The sequence below is a fragment of the Chryseobacterium sp. CG10_8 genome (assembly GCF_058117085.1).
The window spans coordinates 15,728-33,472 of the sequence record NZ_JBYVEB010000014.1 but is presented as its reverse complement, the minus strand read 5'-3'; the positions used below and the strand labels follow the sequence as shown (position 1 = coordinate 33,472).

16 protein-coding genes are annotated in these 17,745 nt (G+C 35.7%); 11 read left to right on the top strand and 5 right to left on the bottom strand.

Features of this window, described 5'->3' with window-relative positions; translation table 11 throughout:
- Positions 1-2: 2 nt before the first annotated feature.
- The 5 genes from AC4AGG_RS04365 (at position 3) to AC4AGG_RS04345 (ending at position 7,123) form a co-directional block, all read left to right on the top strand.
- Positions 3-1,349 carry a chloride channel protein gene (locus AC4AGG_RS04365; protein WP_489770763.1) on the top strand — a complete coding sequence of 449 codons (1,347 nt, stop codon included), beginning with the start codon at positions 3-5 and terminating at the stop codon, positions 1,347-1,349.
- 119 nt (positions 1,350-1,468) lie between these two features.
- Positions 1,469-2,563 carry a BamA/TamA family outer membrane protein gene (locus AC4AGG_RS04360; protein WP_489770762.1) on the top strand — a complete coding sequence of 365 codons (1,095 nt, stop codon included), beginning with the start codon at positions 1,469-1,471 and terminating at the stop codon, positions 2,561-2,563.
- A 219-nt stretch (positions 2,564-2,782) separates the two neighbouring features.
- Positions 2,783-5,392, top strand: a complete 2,610-nt coding sequence (gene alaS, locus AC4AGG_RS04355) for an alanine--tRNA ligase (RefSeq protein ID WP_489770761.1) — start codon at positions 2,783-2,785, stop codon at positions 5,390-5,392.
- 22 nt (positions 5,393-5,414) lie between these two features.
- On the top strand, positions 5,415-6,173 hold the full coding sequence (locus tag AC4AGG_RS04350) for a hypothetical protein (protein WP_489770760.1): 759 nt from the start codon (positions 5,415-5,417) through the stop codon (positions 6,171-6,173).
- A 194-nt stretch (positions 6,174-6,367) separates the two neighbouring features.
- Positions 6,368-7,123, top strand: coding sequence for a hypothetical protein (locus tag AC4AGG_RS04345; RefSeq protein ID WP_489770759.1), 756 nt, complete (start codon positions 6,368-6,370; stop codon positions 7,121-7,123).
- A gap of 2 nt (positions 7,124-7,125) precedes the next feature.
- On the opposite strand, the gene folP is transcribed toward AC4AGG_RS04345, so the two are convergent.
- Genes folP through AC4AGG_RS04330 form a run of 3 tightly spaced genes read right to left on the bottom strand, consistent with a single transcriptional unit; the run spans position 7,126 to position 9,081 of the window.
- Positions 7,126-7,974 (bottom strand): dihydropteroate synthase, encoded by an 849-nt coding sequence (gene folP / locus AC4AGG_RS04340; protein ID WP_489770758.1) that lies wholly within the window; start codon positions 7,972-7,974, stop codon positions 7,126-7,128.
- Positions 7,975-7,991: 17 nt separating this feature from the next.
- Complete coding sequence (locus tag AC4AGG_RS04335) at positions 7,992-8,531, bottom strand: hypothetical protein (protein WP_489770757.1); 540 nt, start codon at positions 8,529-8,531, stop codon at positions 7,992-7,994.
- Between the two features lie 10 nt (positions 8,532-8,541).
- Positions 8,542-9,081 (bottom strand): hypothetical protein, encoded by a 540-nt coding sequence (locus tag AC4AGG_RS04330; RefSeq protein ID WP_489770756.1) that lies wholly within the window; start codon positions 9,079-9,081, stop codon positions 8,542-8,544.
- Between the two features lie 126 nt (positions 9,082-9,207).
- On the opposite strand from AC4AGG_RS04330, the gene AC4AGG_RS04325 reads away from it, so the two are divergent.
- From AC4AGG_RS04325 to AC4AGG_RS04300, 6 genes are all read left to right on the top strand, one after another.
- Positions 9,208-9,783: a DUF1599 domain-containing protein gene (locus AC4AGG_RS04325; RefSeq protein ID WP_489770755.1), complete on the top strand. Its 576-nt coding sequence runs from the start codon at positions 9,208-9,210 to the stop codon at positions 9,781-9,783.
- A 113-nt stretch (positions 9,784-9,896) separates the two neighbouring features.
- Positions 9,897-10,973, top strand: coding sequence for a BT_3928 family protein (locus AC4AGG_RS04320; RefSeq protein ID WP_489770754.1), 1,077 nt, complete (start codon positions 9,897-9,899; stop codon positions 10,971-10,973).
- Between the two features lie 13 nt (positions 10,974-10,986).
- Positions 10,987-11,337 carry a tellurite resistance TerB family protein gene (locus AC4AGG_RS04315; protein ID WP_489770775.1) on the top strand — a complete coding sequence of 117 codons (351 nt, stop codon included), beginning with the start codon at positions 10,987-10,989 and terminating at the stop codon, positions 11,335-11,337.
- 18 nt (positions 11,338-11,355) lie between these two features.
- Entirely contained in the window at positions 11,356-13,482 is a 2,127-nt protein-coding gene (locus AC4AGG_RS04310; protein WP_489770753.1) for a S9 family peptidase, read from the top strand.
- Positions 13,483-13,509: 27 nt separating this feature from the next.
- On the top strand, positions 13,510-14,271 hold the full coding sequence (gene tpiA / locus AC4AGG_RS04305) for a triose-phosphate isomerase (RefSeq protein WP_489770752.1): 762 nt from the start codon (positions 13,510-13,512) through the stop codon (positions 14,269-14,271).
- Positions 14,271-14,867, top strand: a complete 597-nt coding sequence (locus tag AC4AGG_RS04300; RefSeq protein ID WP_489770751.1) for a hypothetical protein — start codon at positions 14,271-14,273, stop codon at positions 14,865-14,867. Before tpiA ends, AC4AGG_RS04300 begins: the two co-directional genes overlap by 1 nt.
- Before the next feature lie 62 nt (positions 14,868-14,929).
- Here the strand turns inward: AC4AGG_RS04300 and clpP are convergent, their stop codons facing one another.
- Both clpP and dnaG read right to left on the bottom strand, forming a co-directional pair.
- Entirely contained in the window at positions 14,930-15,604 is a 675-nt protein-coding gene (clpP, locus tag AC4AGG_RS04295) for an ATP-dependent Clp endopeptidase proteolytic subunit ClpP (protein ID WP_489770750.1), read from the bottom strand.
- A gap of 110 nt (positions 15,605-15,714) precedes the next feature.
- Positions 15,715-17,631, bottom strand: a complete 1,917-nt coding sequence (gene dnaG / locus AC4AGG_RS04290; RefSeq protein WP_489770749.1) for a DNA primase — start codon at positions 17,629-17,631, stop codon at positions 15,715-15,717.
- Between the last annotated feature and the right edge of the window lie 114 nt (positions 17,632-17,745).

Sequence of the window (17,745 nt, the reverse complement as noted above, 5' to 3'; positions counted from 1 at the left end):
CAATGCAAATGATTTTGAAAAGGATTCGGCTTGTTTTAAAAAGGTCATTCGATAATATTCGAAATGAAAAACTGAAGTACAATCTACTTCAAGCGATTCCTTTTTGGATAGGCTCCTTGATAACAGGTATTGTTGCTGTTCTCTATGCAAAGTTATTTTTGTGGGGAGAAGACCAACTTATCCATCTCATGCAATGGAAAAGATGGATTATCTTCATTATCGCTCCCATTGGATTTGTATCATCTTGGTGGCTTGTTAAGAAATTTGCTCCCTATTCTGGGGGAAGTGGAATTCCTCAAGTTATGGCTTCTGTAGAGCTCGCTAATCCACGAGAAAAAGGTTTCATTGTCAATTTACTGAGCCTCAAAGTCATGTTCATTAAAATCCTATCTTCTTTGATTTTAATAATTGGTGGTGGTGCCATTGGGCGAGAAGGGCCAACCATACAAATTGCAGGCTCTATTTTTCACAGAATCTACACTCTTTTACCAGATTGGTGGCCAAAAATTTCCAAAAAAAACATGATTATGGCGAGTGCAGCTGCAGGACTTTCTGCGGCATTCAATACTCCTTTGGGAGGAATTGTTTTTGCAGTGGAAGAATTGGCGAAGACCCATATTAATTATTTTAAAACCGCCTTATTCACCGCAGTAATTGTGGCAGGTCTTACGGCTCAATCATTATCCGGTCCTTACCTCTATCTTGGATATCCCAAAACACAAGGAATCACCGTGATGATTGTTTTCCCTGTTATTTTGATTTCAATTATTTCTGGGGTATTTGGAAGTCAATTGGCTAATTTCATTTTGTATATCCAACACCTCAAAAAAAGATTAAAATCAAATAGAGCCAACATCATTTATTTAATCACAATCTCCTTAATCATTGCAAGTCTCGCCTATTTTGTAAGTGACGAAATTCTTGGTTCGGGAAAAGAAGTGATGGACAGGGTTCTTTACAACGAGGACAAACACGAAAACTGGTACAATCCTCTCTTCCGAATGTTAGGTCCCGCCTTATCCTTTTCTTCGGGAGGCGCAGGAGGAATCTTTGCCCCTTCTCTATCTGCAGGAGCAAGCTTTGGAGCCGTTTTTTCCGGATGGCTGGATTTGAAACCTAACGAAACCAATGTGATTATTCTCGCCGGGATGGTGGCATTTCTTACAGGGATGACAAGAGCTCCTTTTACTTCTGCTATTTTGGTTTTGGAAATGACCGATAGACATTCGCTAATCTTTTACCTCATGCTAGCAGGAATGGTTTCTTCGATATTTTCTATTGCCGTTAATCGCCATTCATTCTATGAAATCCTTAAAGCTCGCTATCTCAAGCAGATTAGAAATGGCTAGTAACCTTCCGAAAGAAGAGCTTTAACTCTACTGAATTTCAAAAATTTACGTATAAAAATTTATAACAAAAAAAGACTTACTTGAAATAAAAAAGTTTAAATTTGTTATAAACTATTACTATGATAACCAAAATTCGACTTTCTTTAACATTGCTATTTGCAGTTTATTTCTCACTTTTGAGCTTTGCGCAGGACAGCATTCAGGTAAAAGACTCCGTAGAAACTCAAGTGACCAAACCTCGGAAAAAGGTGGAGATAACCCCTTTTCCTTACGTCAATTACAGTAACACGTTGGGGTTTACTTATGGACTTGGAACTTTGTTTTCCTTCAAAACCTCTAAAAACGACCAAATAAGCCCTCGCTCAACTGTGGGTGCTACTTACGTTAGAACAACTAATGACACTTGGTTTGCTGTGGCTTTTGCACAAATGTACTTTGATGAAGACAAATGGAGAGTTGTATCAGCGGGAGGAATTGGAGATTACCATTTTCAGACATATGTGGAGATTCCAGGTGAAGATGAAGGCAATTTTTATCCATATTCAAGCGAAAGCGTTTTCTTCACAATCCGTTTGCTAAGAAATGTTGGTAAAAAGAATTTCGTTGGATTAGGTTACTTTTACAATCAAGTTGACACAGCTTTCTACAGTGTAGGATACAAAAGCAGTATAACATCCAACTCACTTACCTTAATGTACCTTAACGACCGTAGAAACAATGTATATTATCCAACCAAAGGAAGCAAAACCAGCGCTATGATTAGTTTTTATCCTGAATGGTTTAATAACGATGCTAACTACGGAATAGTTAACGCTTATCACAATCAATATTTTCCATCTGGAAAAAGAAATGTAATTGTAGCTAGAGCGTACATCAAAGCTGGGTCAGGAAATTTGGATTTCCAAAGGCAAGTGGTCATTAATAACGTTGACTTAAGAGGATATACAGATGGGAAGTATCGAGGTGATGGGAAGATGGATATCCAAGGAGAATACCGTTGGAATTTTTTGCCTCGAATTGGGGCTGTAGGCTTTGCTGGTCTTGGGACACTTTATGGTTCGGACACAGAAAGTTTTAATTGGAAACTCTATCCATCCGTTGGTTTAGGGTTTCGATATCTCGCCGTGAAATCTACGCAGATGCGGTTAGGGATAGACGTTGCAAGAGGGAAAGACGATTTTGCTTTCTACTTTAGAATTGGAGAATCGTTTTAGTTCATTTATATAGATGTAGCAAGGAACCGCGAACCCTCGCGGTTCTTTTATTTGATATTGTTAACAAATTAAAAATGGCGCCATTAGTTGCGCCTTTTTTGTTTTGTTATTGACAACAAAGTTTATCGTTAAATTCTCTATAATGATCTCCAAAATTTCACTAAATTTGCAACTTTAATAAAAGCTTAAAGCCTATTGCTGAGAGCATAAAGCCACAATATGACTTCACAAGAAATACGCCAACAATTTTTAGATTTTTTCAAAAGTAAAGAACACCTTATCGTTCCTTCTGCACCGATTGTTTTGAAGGATGACCCAACGTTAATGTTCTCAAATTCGGGGATGACCCAATTCAAAGATTATTTTTTGGGGTACAAAGCGCCAAAAGCACCGAGAATTGCAGATACGCAAAAATGTTTGAGAGTTTCGGGAAAACACAATGATTTGGACGATGTAGGTCGTGATACCTATCACCACACCATGTTCGAAATGTTAGGGAACTGGAGTTTTGGAGATTATTTCAAAAAAGATGCAATCGATTTTGCTTGGCAATTATTGACGGAAGTTTATAAAATCCCGAAAGAAAATCTTTACGTAACCATCTTTGAAGGTGACGAAAAAGAAAATCTTGAAAGAGATAACGAAGCCTACAATTTCTGGAAAGATCATATCGACGAAAGTCGAATTATCAACGGAAACAAGAAAGATAATTTCTGGGAAATGGGAGAATCTGGACCTTGTGGACCATGTTCGGAAATTCATGTGGATATTAGAAGTGATGAAGAAAAAGCAAAAGTTTCAGGTTTAGAATTGGTAAATAACGACCATCCACAAGTAGTGGAAATCTGGAATTTGGTTTTCATGCAATACAACCGTAAAGCCGATGGAAGTCTTGAAAATTTACCTGCAAAACACATCGATACCGGAATGGGATTCGAGCGTTTGTGTATGGCACTTCAAGGAAAAACTTCCAATTACGATACTGATGTTTTTACACCTTTAATTGCTAAAGTTGAAGAACTTTCTGGTAAAAAATATACAGGAATTTTAGAGGACGAAAAAGATGTAGCGATTCGTGTAGTTGTGGATCACGTTCGTGCAGTAGCTTTTGCGATTGCAGATGGACAATTGCCTTCTGCAAATGGAGCAGGTTATGTGATTAGAAGAATTTTGAGACGCGCGATTTCTTACGCTTACCGATTTTTAGATATGAAAGAGCCTTTTATTTATCAATTGGCTTCTGTTCTTAAAGATCAAATGGGATCATTCTTCCCTGAGATTGTGAAGCAAGAGAAATTGGTAACTGAAGTGATTAAAGAAGAGGAACATTCATTCCTTCAAAATATTGAAAACGGCTTAATCCGTGTTGAAAAATTAATTGAGCAAACTTTGGCTAAAGGTGAAAAAATTCTTCCTGGTGACGAAGTTTTTGATCTTTATGAAACTTACGGTTTCCCTGATGATTTAACGAGAATTATCGCTGAAGAAAGAAATCTTGAGATTGATCAAGACGGTTTTGAAAAAGCTAAAGAAGAGGCAAGAAATATTTCAAAATCAGCGAACCAATTCAAAGTTTATGATTGGACAGTTTTGAGAGAAGATGAAAGAGAAGAATTCATCGGTTACGATTATTTGGAAACTGAAGTTAAAATCACAAAATACCGCAAAATTGAAAGTAAAGCAGGAACTCAATACCAATTGGTGTTTCAGGCGACGCCTTTCTATGCTGAAAGTGGTGGACAAGTTGGTGACACTGGTTTTATCGAAAATCAATTTGAAAAAATTCAAATTCTTAATACCAAGAAGGAAAATAATCTGATTGTTCATTTTACGGAAGTTTTACCGGAGCATTTGGATTTCCCTTTCCGTGCGGTGGTTGATAAAGAAAGAAGAAAAAAAATCACAAGCAATCACTCCGCAACACACTTGTTGCACGAAGCTTTGAGAGAAACTTTGGGAACTCACGTAGAGCAAAAAGGTTCTTATGTTGGTCCGGATTATTTGCGTTTCGACTTTTCTCATTTCAATAAATTGACAGAAGATGAGTTAAAGCAAATCAACCAAAAAGTTAATCAGAAAATTTTTGACCGAATTCCGTTAGATGAAAAAAGAGCAGTTCCTTTCAAAAAAGCTTTGGAAGAAGGAGCAATGGCTTTGTTCGGTGAAAAATATGGCGATGTGGTTCGTATGATTCGTTTTGGGGATTCTGTGGAACTTTGTGGAGGGACTCACGTTGAAAATACAGGAGATATTACGTTGTTTAAATTGCAAAGTGAATCGTCAAGTGCGGCTGGAATCCGTCGTATTGAAGCGATTACAGGAGCAACTGCCATTGAAGAATTGAAAGAAACTTTTGGAAAATACAACGAAATTCTTCACTTACTTAAAAATCCAAGTGACCCAATTAATGCGGTGAACAAATTGATGGACGAAAACAAAGATTTGAAACATCAATTAGATAAATTCTTAGCTCAACAAGCTAAAATGGAAGTTCAGAATTGGAAAAATGAGTTCACACAAAAAGGTGACAAACAACTTTTGGTGAAAAAGACTTCATTAGATGCAGGTTCTGTGAAGGATATTGTTTTTCAATTGAAAAAAGATGTTCCGAATTCGGTTACGATTATCATTTCTGACGCTGGTGAAAAACCTTTGATTTCTGTGGGTGTTTCTGCAGATTTAGAAGCTCAATATCACGCTGGAAATATCGTTAAAGAATTGGCTAAAGAAATCCAAGGTGGTGGCGGAGGAAATCCAGGTTTTGCAACTGCGGGAGGGAAAAATTTAGCAGGAATTGAGAATGCTTATCAGAAGGCGTTGGATATTTAATATAGATAATAAAAAACACAATATGAGAAGGATTATATTATTTTTCTGTCTTTTGGCTTTGCCCTTAAGTTTAGTTTCATGTAAAAAAGCAGTAAAAACAAAAATTGCAGAATTTGTCCAAGCTTTTAATAATACTTCACAAGACTTAACAGGAGCGGGAATGAACATTACCTACATCTCCGCTGAAAAGACGGGCGAAAACGAGGTCACCATCAGAACTTATTTGGACTTTCTGAAGAATGATTCCGAAATGGAAATGATGGCCAGTCCAGTCCTTGAATTGATGGCAAATGCCCTAAAAACAGAACCTCAATTCATCGATTTAATTGAAGAGGGAGTAGATTTCAAACTAAAAATAGTAGATAAAAATAGTCAACTTGTCGAAACAAAAGTTTATAACAAAGCCAATATTGGTTCTCTAAAAATGGATATGAGTTCTATGGACATGAGCTCACCTGATGACCTCAACAAAGTCTTGGAAACATTTAACAAAGCGTTACCGCCTGAAGATCCAGAGACTGGATTGAAAATCTTAAAAATTAGAGCTGGTCAAGATCATGACATCATTTATGAGGCGCAGATTTCCGAAAGTTATGCAGAGATTTTTAGTAGTGAAGGAGCCGAAGACCTTATAAAAGAGGAAACAATCAAAGACCCTCAAATTGGACGTGTTCTTAATTCCGTTGAAAAATTTAACATAACCACTTTGAAATACCAGTATAAAGACGCAAAAGGAAAGCTGATTAAGGAGATTGTAATATCAAAAAATGATTTAAAATAATGAGTCAAAATAAAGAAACACCTATTTGGAGAACTGTTCTTAGTGTTGTTGTTGCACTTTTTGTAATAGGAAGACTAATTTACAGATGTAGCAATATGTAAAACACTGTCAGAATTCCAGTTAGTTACTTGTAAATGTAGTTCCTAAATAAAATCATAATCCGAAAATTTTTAGTATAAATAGAAATCTTAGTAATGCGAAGAATTCAGCGTATTTTTTTGTCCATCATTGTCCTATGCATATATGCAACTTCTTGCAAAAAAAAGGAGCAAACGAGAGAAGATTTAATCAAAGATTTTTTACAGTCGGCGGAGCAAGTCAAAAAATCCGAATCTGACTCCCTTGTTTGGCTTTCTAAAGTAGAAAAAATAAGCGAACAAGAAATCCTAATGGAGTTTCAAACCGATTTAGACAAAGACATATCAGAACCAATGGTCATCCAAAACACGATGACCGACCTTATGCTGAAAACCATCAAGAAAAACCCTAAAAATATGCTTCTGATTAATCAAGGAATTAATCTAAGACTCATGCTTTTGGGAAAAGATGGAACCAAACTTTTTTCGGAAACGGTCAACAAATCCAATCTCAACACCCTAGGAAAAAATATATTTGCCGACCAAAATGCAAGGCAACTTAACGGAATGCTAGAAATCGTCAACAACCAGCTTCCTAAAGTAGATTCAGCAGGCGTCAAAATCACTAAAGTAACTTTGGGAAATCACAACGACCTCATTTACACTGCGATTGTCCCGCAAGATATTGCACCACTTTTGCAACAGCCCGAAGCCAAAAATGTGATTAAAAAAAACATGGCGAAAGACAAAAACTACAAACAAACCTTGAAGGAAATGAAGATTTTCGGGATTTCTGCGATTACTTATCAATATAGAAATAGCAATGAAAAGCTCCTTTTAGAAATCGAAATGCAAGAAAAGGATTTCAAATAATTTCAGCCTTTCAGAAAGAAATCATCAAATGTTTTCTTTGTTGCCGCAACATCGTGAACCCTAAGAATTTTAGCTCCTTTTTCTAAAAGTCTTTGATGCAAAACTTGAGTCTCCTCTCCTATTTCCAAAGGCATTTTGTCAAGTGGTTTATATATGAAAGATTTTCTCGAGATACCTACTAACAAAGGCAAACGATCAAAACCAATATATGGTAAGTCGTCAATCATTTGGTGATTTTGTACAATGGTTTTACCAAATCCAAAACCTGGGTCCAAGATAACATCTTTGATTCCAAGTGTGTAAATTTGTGAAACTTTCTGAGAAAAATATCGATTAATAAAAATAGTCACATCATCTTCGATATTCTTGTTATGCATACTTTCATACGAAATAGGACTGTGCATCAATACATATGGAAGACCCGTTTCTGCGACTGTTTTTAATAAATTTTCGTCATAGTTTCCTCCAGAAATATCGTTTACTAAATCAATTCCTTGATCAAAACCAAACTTTACCACCTCGGCATAAAACGTATCTAAAGAAATCAGAATATCTGGAAATTCCTTTTTAATCAATGAAATTAAATTTCCAATTCTTGAAATTTCCTCCTTTGCTGAAATCAAATCTGCATTAGGTCGTGTCGATTGCGCGCCAATATCAATAAAATCAGCTCCCTCGGAAATCATTCTCTCAACCTGTTGTAGAGCTAATTTCTCAGAATTAAATTGTCCACCATCCGAAAAAGAATCCGGTGTCAAGTTGAGAATTCCCATGATTTTGGGAGTTGACAAATCAATTAATTTGCCCTTGCAATTAATAAAAAAATTCTGTTCGCTAAGCATATTCAACATAATCACAAAGATAAAAATTAGTCAACAACCGAATAAACATTTACTTGATACATATTACCACTATATGATTCTTCAGAAAGGTAATATCGCAACATGATAATCTCCTTTATTCCATCTTTGTCCAAATCTTTCAAAAGAACTCCTTTCAATTTGTCAGTAAAATAAATTTCATCCACCTCCACATTTTCTTTGTCTCTTTGTATTCTAAAGTTGATGGATTCTTCGGACTTATTATGATACAATAGTATGATTTGACGATTTTCATCAAGAAAATACGCTTTATCTGCAATGGCGTTTGCTTTAAAATTTTCCAAAAGAATTTGATTGCCACTTAAGAAACTTTCTTTTGATAAGGGTTCTACATACTTTCTATTTTCATTTGTAAGTACCGAATCAATATTTATTTTCAAAGGAGCACCATCTTTAATAAAATCTGTAGCCAATATGCATTGGGTAGAAAAAGTCAATTCACCCAATTTCCACGGAATCACTTTTTTTTCCTCTTTTTTACATGAAAAAAGGAATAAAACAATGGTTAATAGTCGAAGTATCTTCATGCGGTAACTTTCACTTTTTTAATGGACTATAAACTTCGAAATAATAATGTTCTGTATTCATAAAATAACCATACTGAATAATAATTACCTCCTTAATTCCATCTTTGTCAAGGTCTAGAATACTAACTACTTCCACTTGAAGCATTGGTCTCAGATAAGTGTATAGCTGGTTTCCTGATTGTAATTTTAACTTTGCTTCAGACGCATAATTTTTCAATACAACTTCAAAACTGATTTTTTTATCCTTGTCTAAGAAATATTTTTTATTCGGCTCAACATTAGGTTTTAGCTTTTTCACATTGAGAAGATCTCCCTCAAAGTAAGGCTGTTTCGTAAGTTCCCTCAAAAGAGGATCCTTTTTATAGTCAAAATCTGCAATTGATTGAAAGTTCCCGTCCGCATCAGGATTAGCATTGTAGCTGACTACAGTTTCCAAAGTGGCTATGAAATCCAAATAAACATCTCCTTTCTTAGTTTCAACATATACGGCTTCCTTCTCTTGACAACCAAGAAAAAAAATATAAAGACAAAGTAGTGCTATTTTTTTCAAATTGAAAATTTACACTTCAAATATAGGCAATAAAGCAAGTGAAAAAGCACAAAATAAAATTTGACATCTATCATCTAACTTCCATCTTCCAGACAAATTACCTATCTTTGAACAACAAATTAAATTATGTTGAAAACTTCACAAGAGTTCGACCAAGTCATCAAAACCTGTCGTGATTTGTTTACCAAAAAAATGAAAGATTATGGGACAGCATGGCGTGTTTTGAGGACGAGTTCTGTAACCGATCAAATCTATATCAAAGTCAATCGAATAAGGACCATTCAAATCAATGGAAAAAAGTTAGTTAACGAAAGCGAAGATGAGGAATTCATCGCTATTATTAATTACTCAATCATTGGATTAATACAATTAGAGAAGGGTGTTTCGGATGTTCTGGAAAGCAATCCTATTGAGATAATGGCCTTGTATGACCGCTTCGCTGAGGAAGCCAAACAACTAATGCAACGCAAAAACCATGATTATGGTGAAGCATGGCGCGAAATGAGAATTTCGTCCATTACGGATCTTATCTATCAAAAAGTGTTGAGAACTAAACAGATAGAAGACAATGCAGGAGCTACTTTGGTTTCGGAAGGAATCGACGCCAATTATTTTGACATGCTCAATTACGCTGTATTTTGTCTTATCAAAATGATGGAAGACAGCAACCAAAAATCACAAGTAATTACGCGAGAAGCGTAGTAAATGATGATGGATAAATGATGGATGATGGATGATGGATGAAAAATAATTATAGTAACACTTAGAAACTAGAAACCAACAACGAGAAACTAGTAACTAGAAAAAAAATATAAATGAAAGGGATTTTAAGAATTGTTGTAGCACTCATATTTATTGCATCAGGCTTTGTTAAAGCGGTCGATGTAAGAGGATTTTCCTTCAAATTAGAGGAGTACTTTGCACCAGATGTTTTCAACATCGGATTTTTGGAATCTAATTCTTTACCCATTGCTATTTTTGTAGTTCTTCTCGAACTTGCTTTGGGAGTGATGCTTCTTCTTAAAATCAATCTTAAGAAAACGCTAATTGCCCTAATTTCACTCTGTGTTTTCTTTGCGTTTTTGACATTTTACTCAGCATATTTTAATAAAGTAACGGATTGTGGCTGTTTTGGTGATGCTATTAAATTCACGCCTTGGCAAAGTTTTATCAAGGATATGGTCTTGTTGGTTGCCCTTCTTATTCTCTGGATGATGTACAAAAAAGAAGAAGTAACCGACTCTAACAAAGGGAGTAAAGGACTTTTTATATTGAGCATGTTCATTTTCACCATGATGATGATTTGGGGAATTAGAAAAGAACCACTTATTGATTTTAGAGACTACAAAATCGGAACGGACATCAACGCTGAACTTAAGAAAATTAATGAAAATCCTTCTGTCTATACCACGATATATACTTTAAAAAATAAAAAAACGGGTCAAGAAATCACTTTAAATCAAGATGATTACCTCAACAAGGAAGAATATTGGCAAGATGGCACACCTTGGGAAGTAGAGGAAGGCAAAAGCGTTTCTCAATTAGTTAAACAGGGTTATGTTTCCGAAATTACCAAATTCAATTTATTGGATAAAGACCTTGTTGACAGAAAAGCTGAAATTCTGCAAGCTCCACGAGCGATATTGGTTTTCACGTATTATCCGAAACAAGTTGATGCGGAAGTTTTGCAGAAAATAGAAACTCAATTAAAATCCGAGAAGAACACTGTTGTAATGGGCGTATCTTCAGAACCAGGAACCTTTAAAAATATCAACGAGACCATTATGGACGGAACAGCAATCAAAACAATTGCGAGAAGTAATCCTTCCATTTTGATTCTAGAAAAAGGAAAAATTGTTGATAAACTAAGAGCATTAGACTACTATAAATAAAAGAATAATTATGTTGCAAAAATCAAACAAATCCATTGCAGGTTACCATTTATTAATGATTCTTTCGGCTGTTGACGGAGAATTCGTACCAGCAGAAGGGATGAAAATTCAAGAATATTTGGCGGAAGAATTTCCTTTCCGCATCAATTTGGATAATGAGTTAGAAGTTATTTCTACTTTACAACCAGAAGATTGGAAAGACCATTTTGAGTTTCATGCTCGTTGTTTCCATGACGATTCGACAGAAAAAGAAAGAGTAGATTTTGTAAAATTCGCAAAATCATTAATCAAAGCCGACCACATAGTTCGTGAAGAGGAACACCGCTTCTACAAACTGTTGAAAAACATGTGGCAGATGGACTAAACTTAAAAAATAGTAATGATGAAAAATTTTCTAATCATTTCTGCTATCTTATTTTCAAGTATGAGCACTGCACAAAATTGGCCAAATGTAAAACCGCCTATAGCCGAAAAACAAGAGCACATCAGAACAATTCATGGTGACTCGGTTAATGATCCTTACTATTGGATGATTGATTACTTCAAAAAAGGTAAAGACTCTACAAAAGTGGTTGAATATCTTACCGAGGAAAATAAGTATTGGGAGTCGATGATGAAAGATACTGAAACTTTTCGGGAAAAACTTTTCGCGGAAATGAAAGCCAGAATTAAGGAAAAGGATGAATCTGTTCCTATATTTAAAAATGGTTACTATTATTACACGAAAACCGAAACTGGAAAACAGTATTATAAATATTGTCGAAAAAAAGGAAATCTTAAAGCTCCTGAAGAAATTCTCTTGGATGTAGACCAAATGGCAGAAGGAAAACCTTATTATTCGGCATCGGGGTATAATATTAGTCCTGATAATACCAAAATGGTGTTTGGTGTTGATGATGTTTCCAGAAGACAATATAAGCTTTTTATCAAAGATTTACCTTCTGGTAAAATCACCGATCTCAATATTAAAAACACATCTGGCTACGCTGTTTGGGCTAATGATAATAAAACATTTTTTTACACCTCTAATAATCCTGAAACTTTACTTTCAGAGAAAATCATTCGACATGTTATCGGAACAGATTCCAGTAATGATGTCACGGTTTATGACGAAAAAGATAAAACCAACTATATTGGTGTTTACAAATCTAAGAATGAAAAATTTATCTTCATAAATTCAGCGGCAACAACCTCTTCCGAAGTTCAATATATCGATGCTAATCAACCAATGGACGATTTCAAAGTTTTTCAACCAAGGATGAAAAACGTTTTGTATGATGTAACGGCTTTAGAAGACCGATTTCTTGTCACCACCAATAAAGATGCGCTTAATTTCAAAGTTATAGAAACTCCTATCAATAATACGGGGGTCGAAAACTGGAAAGATTTTGTTGCACATCGCAAAGATGTCTTGATGGAAGGTATTTCTGAATTCAAAAATTTTTTGGTTTTCTCTGAACGTCAGAATGGTCTTTCGCAATTGGTAATTATGAACAGAAAGACTGGCAAGAAGGAGTTTCTAAAATTTGACGAAGCAACTTATACCGTTTATCCATCAGGAAATCCAGAATACAATACAGATAATTTCAGATTCGGATACACATCCATGATTACTCCATCTTCTCAGTATGAGCAAGATTTAGCTTCGGGAAAAAGAATTTTGCTTAAACAACAGGAGGTTCTCGGTGGTTACGACAAAAATCAATATGTAACTGAAAGAGTTTTCGCAACAGCAAAAGACGGCACTAAAATTCCAATTTCGCTGGTGTACAAAAAAGGATTGGTTAAAAATGGTAAAAATCCTTTGCTTCTCTATGCGTATGGTTCTTATGGAAATTCGATGGATGCTACATTTAGCAGTGCTCGACTTTCGTTGTTAGATCGAGGGTTTGTTTATGCATTAACGAATATAAGAGGCGGACAAGAAATGGGAAGACAGTGGTATGAAGATGGAAAAATGATGAAAAAGAAAAATACTTTCACCGATTTCATTGATTCTGGAAAATATTTAATCGAACAAAATTTCACGTCATCAAAAAAACTTTATGCTCAAGGAGGTTCAGCTGGAGGATTGTTGATGGGAGCAATTGCTAATATGGCACCAGAAATGTGGAAAGGTGTTATTGCACAAGTTCCTTTCGTAGATGTGGTCAACACCATGTTAGACGAAAGCATTCCATTGACAACCAATGAGTATGACGAATGGGGAAATCCAAATAATAAGGAAGCCTATTTCTATATGAAATCGTATTCGCCTTACGAAAATATTGAAAAGAAAAACTATCCCAATCTATTGATAACCACTGGACTTCATGATTCTCAGGTTCAGTATTTTGAACCTGCAAAATGGACCGCAAAACTTAGAGACATCAAGTCTGGAAATAATATCATCTTTCTAAAAACAGACATGTCTTACGGACATGGTGGAGCTTCAGGTAGATTTGATTATCTCAAAGATGTGGCATTAGTGTATGCATTTATGTTTAAGTTAGAGGGAATTAAAGAATAATTAAAGAACAAAAAAATAAAAAAAATTATGAGAAAGAACATTGTAGCCGGAAACTGGAAAATGAACAAAGATTTATCCGGAGCGCAACAGTTGATGAACGATTTATTGGCTTATACCAATAGCCATAACTCCAACTGCGAAGTGTATATTGCACCTCCTGCTGTCTACAGCATGTTGGCAAAAGATATTTTTGAAAATTCCAGAGTTGAAGTCTACACTCAGGACATGAGCGAGTATCAAAGTGGTGCTTACACAGGAGAAATTTCTGTAGAAATGTTGAAATCTATCGGATTAGATGGTTCTATCATCGCACATTCGGAAAGAAGACAATATCATGGTGAAACGGATAGTCATGCTAATAGAAAAGTTAAATTGCTGTTGGATGCCGGTCTTACTCCTATCTATTGTAATGGTGAAAAATTAGAGCAAAGAAAAGATGGTTCTTACCTAGAAGTGATCAAAAATCAAACGCAAGTTGCTCTTTTCACGCTTTCTGCTGACGAAATCAAAAAAGTAGTTATCGCATACGAACCAGTTTGGGCAATCGGAACAGGTGAAACAGCTACTGCAGAACAAGCACAAGAAGTTCACGCTTATATCCGTGGTCTTATTGCTGAAAAATATGGTCAAGAAGTGGCTGACGAAGTTTCTATCCTTTACGGAGGTTCTGTAAAACCAGATAACGCTAAAGAAATTTTTTCTCAACCAGATGTTGATGGAGGATTAATTGGTGGTGCAGCTCTTAATATCGCTGATTTTTCAAAAATTATTGAAGGATTTAATCCATAATGAAAACGCTCATTCTGTGTTTTGCCTTGTTTTGTAGTTTGACAATTTTTGGACAAACCACCATTCCAGAAAAATCACCTAAAGGCATTATTACGACGATTACAGACCTTAAAATTCCTTACAGGGATCTAGTTCACAATGGTGACAAGGTCAATTTTGTAAATGCAGAAACCAATGTTGCTGAGTTTTTATATGTTAATTCTATTAAGACTATCAATACTCAGGAAACAAGCTCTTTTAAAGATGATGTTCAAAAAGCTGATTCTAAAAAGTATGAAACCAATGTGGATTACATCCGTGGAAAAAAATTAAATAGCGTTGGCAACGGTTTTTTAATTGGTGGCGGTACCATTGCTCTTGTTGGAGTTATTTTAAATATTCCAACACAGGATGGCGTTTCCTCCACTTCAACAGGGGGTGCAAAAGTACCTGTCCTGATTGGTCTTGGAGCAATGGGTGTTGGAGCAATACTGAAAATCAGTGGACACAGCCAAATGAAAGAGGCAAAGAAGACAGCAATGTTAGAAGCCTATACAAAAAAAGAGTACTTTGTAGTAGCTAATCAAAACGGTTTGGGACTGCAAGTTAAATTCTAAAAAAATATAAAATAAAAAGGAGCGATAATTAATCGCTCCTTTTTATTTTATCGAAAGCTCTATTAGCTCTTCTTTTCTAATACTTCATCAACCATTCCGAATTCTTTTGCTTCGGAAGAAGTCATCCAATAGTCACGGTCAGAAGATTTCTCCACCCAGTCATATGACTGACCAGAATGTTGAGCGATAATATCGTAAAGTTCTTTTTTCAACTTCAACATTTCTCTAAGGTTGATTTCCATGTCAGAAGCTACACCTTGAGCTCCTCCTGATGGCTGATGAATCATTACTCTTGAATGCTTCAACGCTGATCTTTTTCCTTTTTCACCTGCAACCAAAAGAACAGCACCCATTGACGCAGCCATTCCTGTACAGATAGTAGCAACATCTGGCTTAATAATCTGCATCGTGTCGTAGATACCCAAACCAGCATATACACTTCCTCCTGGAGAATTAATATAGATTTGAATATCCTTATTAGGATCAGAACTTTCTAAAAATAACAACTGCGCTGTTACAATGTTTGCCACTTGGTCATCGATTCCTGTTCCTAAAAAGATGATTCTGTCCATCATCAAACGAGAAAAAACGTCCATTTGAGCCACGTTCATCCTACGTTCTTCCATAATGTAAGGTGTAAGATTCTGAGGCATTAATCCCATATATTCATCAGTAGCTAATCCGCTGTTTCCCATGTGTTTTACGGAAAAATCCCTAAATTCTTTTTTAATATTCATACGTTTTTAAATTTTACTAATACTGAAAGTTTTGTTTCAAAACCTATTTTTAATGAAAGGTTTCCTTGCTTTTTCCAAAAACCATTCCTATTTCAAATATAGCCAAAATGTCACAGAATTCGATATAAGTCTGTGTCGATTTGGTTTTTGAGCTGAGTAAGATGTACAATTTTTTGATATAACTCCGTCTTTTCATCGGTATAATCAAGCTCTATCTTGATATCTCGAATCATTTGTACAATAAACTCCCTCTTGTGTCGGATGATTACATCGCTTACAATCTGAGGAACCAATTCGCTTTCTCTTCCGAAATAGATATTATGTTTTTCCCAATTGCTGGTTTCATAAGGTTCCACAAAAACATCTGCAATTTTTCCGTCCATTTCTTCATCCATTAATCCAAAGAAAAAGTTACCCGACCGAAGTTCATTCTGCCCCATTCCTTCTTTGATATGAGAAATAATTTTGTTATTAAGTTCGGACTGAATTCGATAATTATCCTCCTCCAAATGATGAATAATCTCCTCAATCACCGTGATATCATAAGGTTCATTATTGAGGTCTCGACGATGCAGAATCTGTTCTCCATATTTTAACATCAACTCCACCAATTTTTCTTCCAAAATAAGAAGGGCACTCAGTTCTATTTTAGGAGGTGCAACGACTTCTAATTTGGTCGGAATGGAAGGTTTTTCGCGTCTTTTATTTTCGACATTCTGGTCCTTCTGGACACCCAATTCATTGAAAAGAGACTGCTCCGAAACTCCAAATTTCGTTGAAACTTCCTTCAAGAAAACCTCTTGCTTCAAAGAGTTCTGAACCAAAGCTACCGATTTCACGATATCTCTAATAGCTTCGGCTTTTTTTATCGGGTCCTCTCCTGCTTCTTTTAAAAGAATTTCAGCTTTGAAATCAATAAAATCCTTTGCTTCGCTTTTGATATAATTTTCGACAAATTCACGAGGATGTTTTCGGGAAAAACTGTCTGGGTCATCTCCATCTGGAAAAAGGACCACGCGAATATTCATCCCATCCGTCAACAACATGTCAATACTTCGGAAACTTGCCTTAATTCCCGCAGCATCACCATCAAAAAGAATGGTCACATTCTCCGTTAACCGCTTGATAAGTTTGATTTGTTCGACGGTCAACGAAGTTCCAGAACTTGCCACCACATTGTCTATACCAGCCTGATGTAGCGCTATAACATCCATATAACCTTCCACCAAAAGGCAAAGATTATTTCTTGAAATGGATTGCTTACTTTGATTAAGTCCGTATAAAACGTTGGACTTGTGATAGATTTCAGTTTCGGGAGAGTTAAGGTATTTGGCTGTCTTAACATTAGACTTCAAAATTCTTGCTCCGAAGCCTAAAACTCTTCCAGAAAAACTATGAATAGGAAAAATTACTCGTTCTCTGAAACGGTCGATTCCCGCAGGTGAATTCTCTGGAAAGATGGACAATCCTGATTTTTCCAAGATATCTTTGGAATACCCCTTCTCTAAAGCAAACTCAGTGAAGGCATTTTTCTGTTCGGGAGAGTACCCTAACTGAAATTTTCTAATCGTATCTTCCTTAAGATCTCTTTCTTTGAAATAAGAAAGTCCAATAAGTTTACCCTCCTCAGTTTCGTATAATTGATTTTGATAAAAATCGTTGGCGACCTCATGAATTTTGAAAAGCAAGTCTCTGTCTGTCTGCGCTTGCTTTTGCTCTTCGCTGAGTTCTTGGATATCTTCTTCAACTTCGATTCCATACTTTTTAGCAGCATGGCGAAGTGCTTCGGGATAGGTAAACCCTTCGATTTCCATCAAGAAAGATATAGCAGTTCCTCCTTTCCCAGAAGAGAAATCTTTCCATATCTGTTTGCTTGGAGACACTACAAAACTTGGAGTCTTTTCATCATGAAAAGGACTCAATCCCTTGAAATTGGTCCCCGCTCTTTTTAACTGAACATATTCTCCGATAATCTCCTCCACTCTTATGGTTGAAAAAATCTTGTCTATGGTCTGTTTCGTAATCATGGCGTAAAAATACGGAAAATCATATGACAATTAATGGGAATGCATGAATGATTTAATTCAAAAATAGGATTAAAAAACGAAAAACTGATTATAAATTTAGTTTTCAATAGGCTA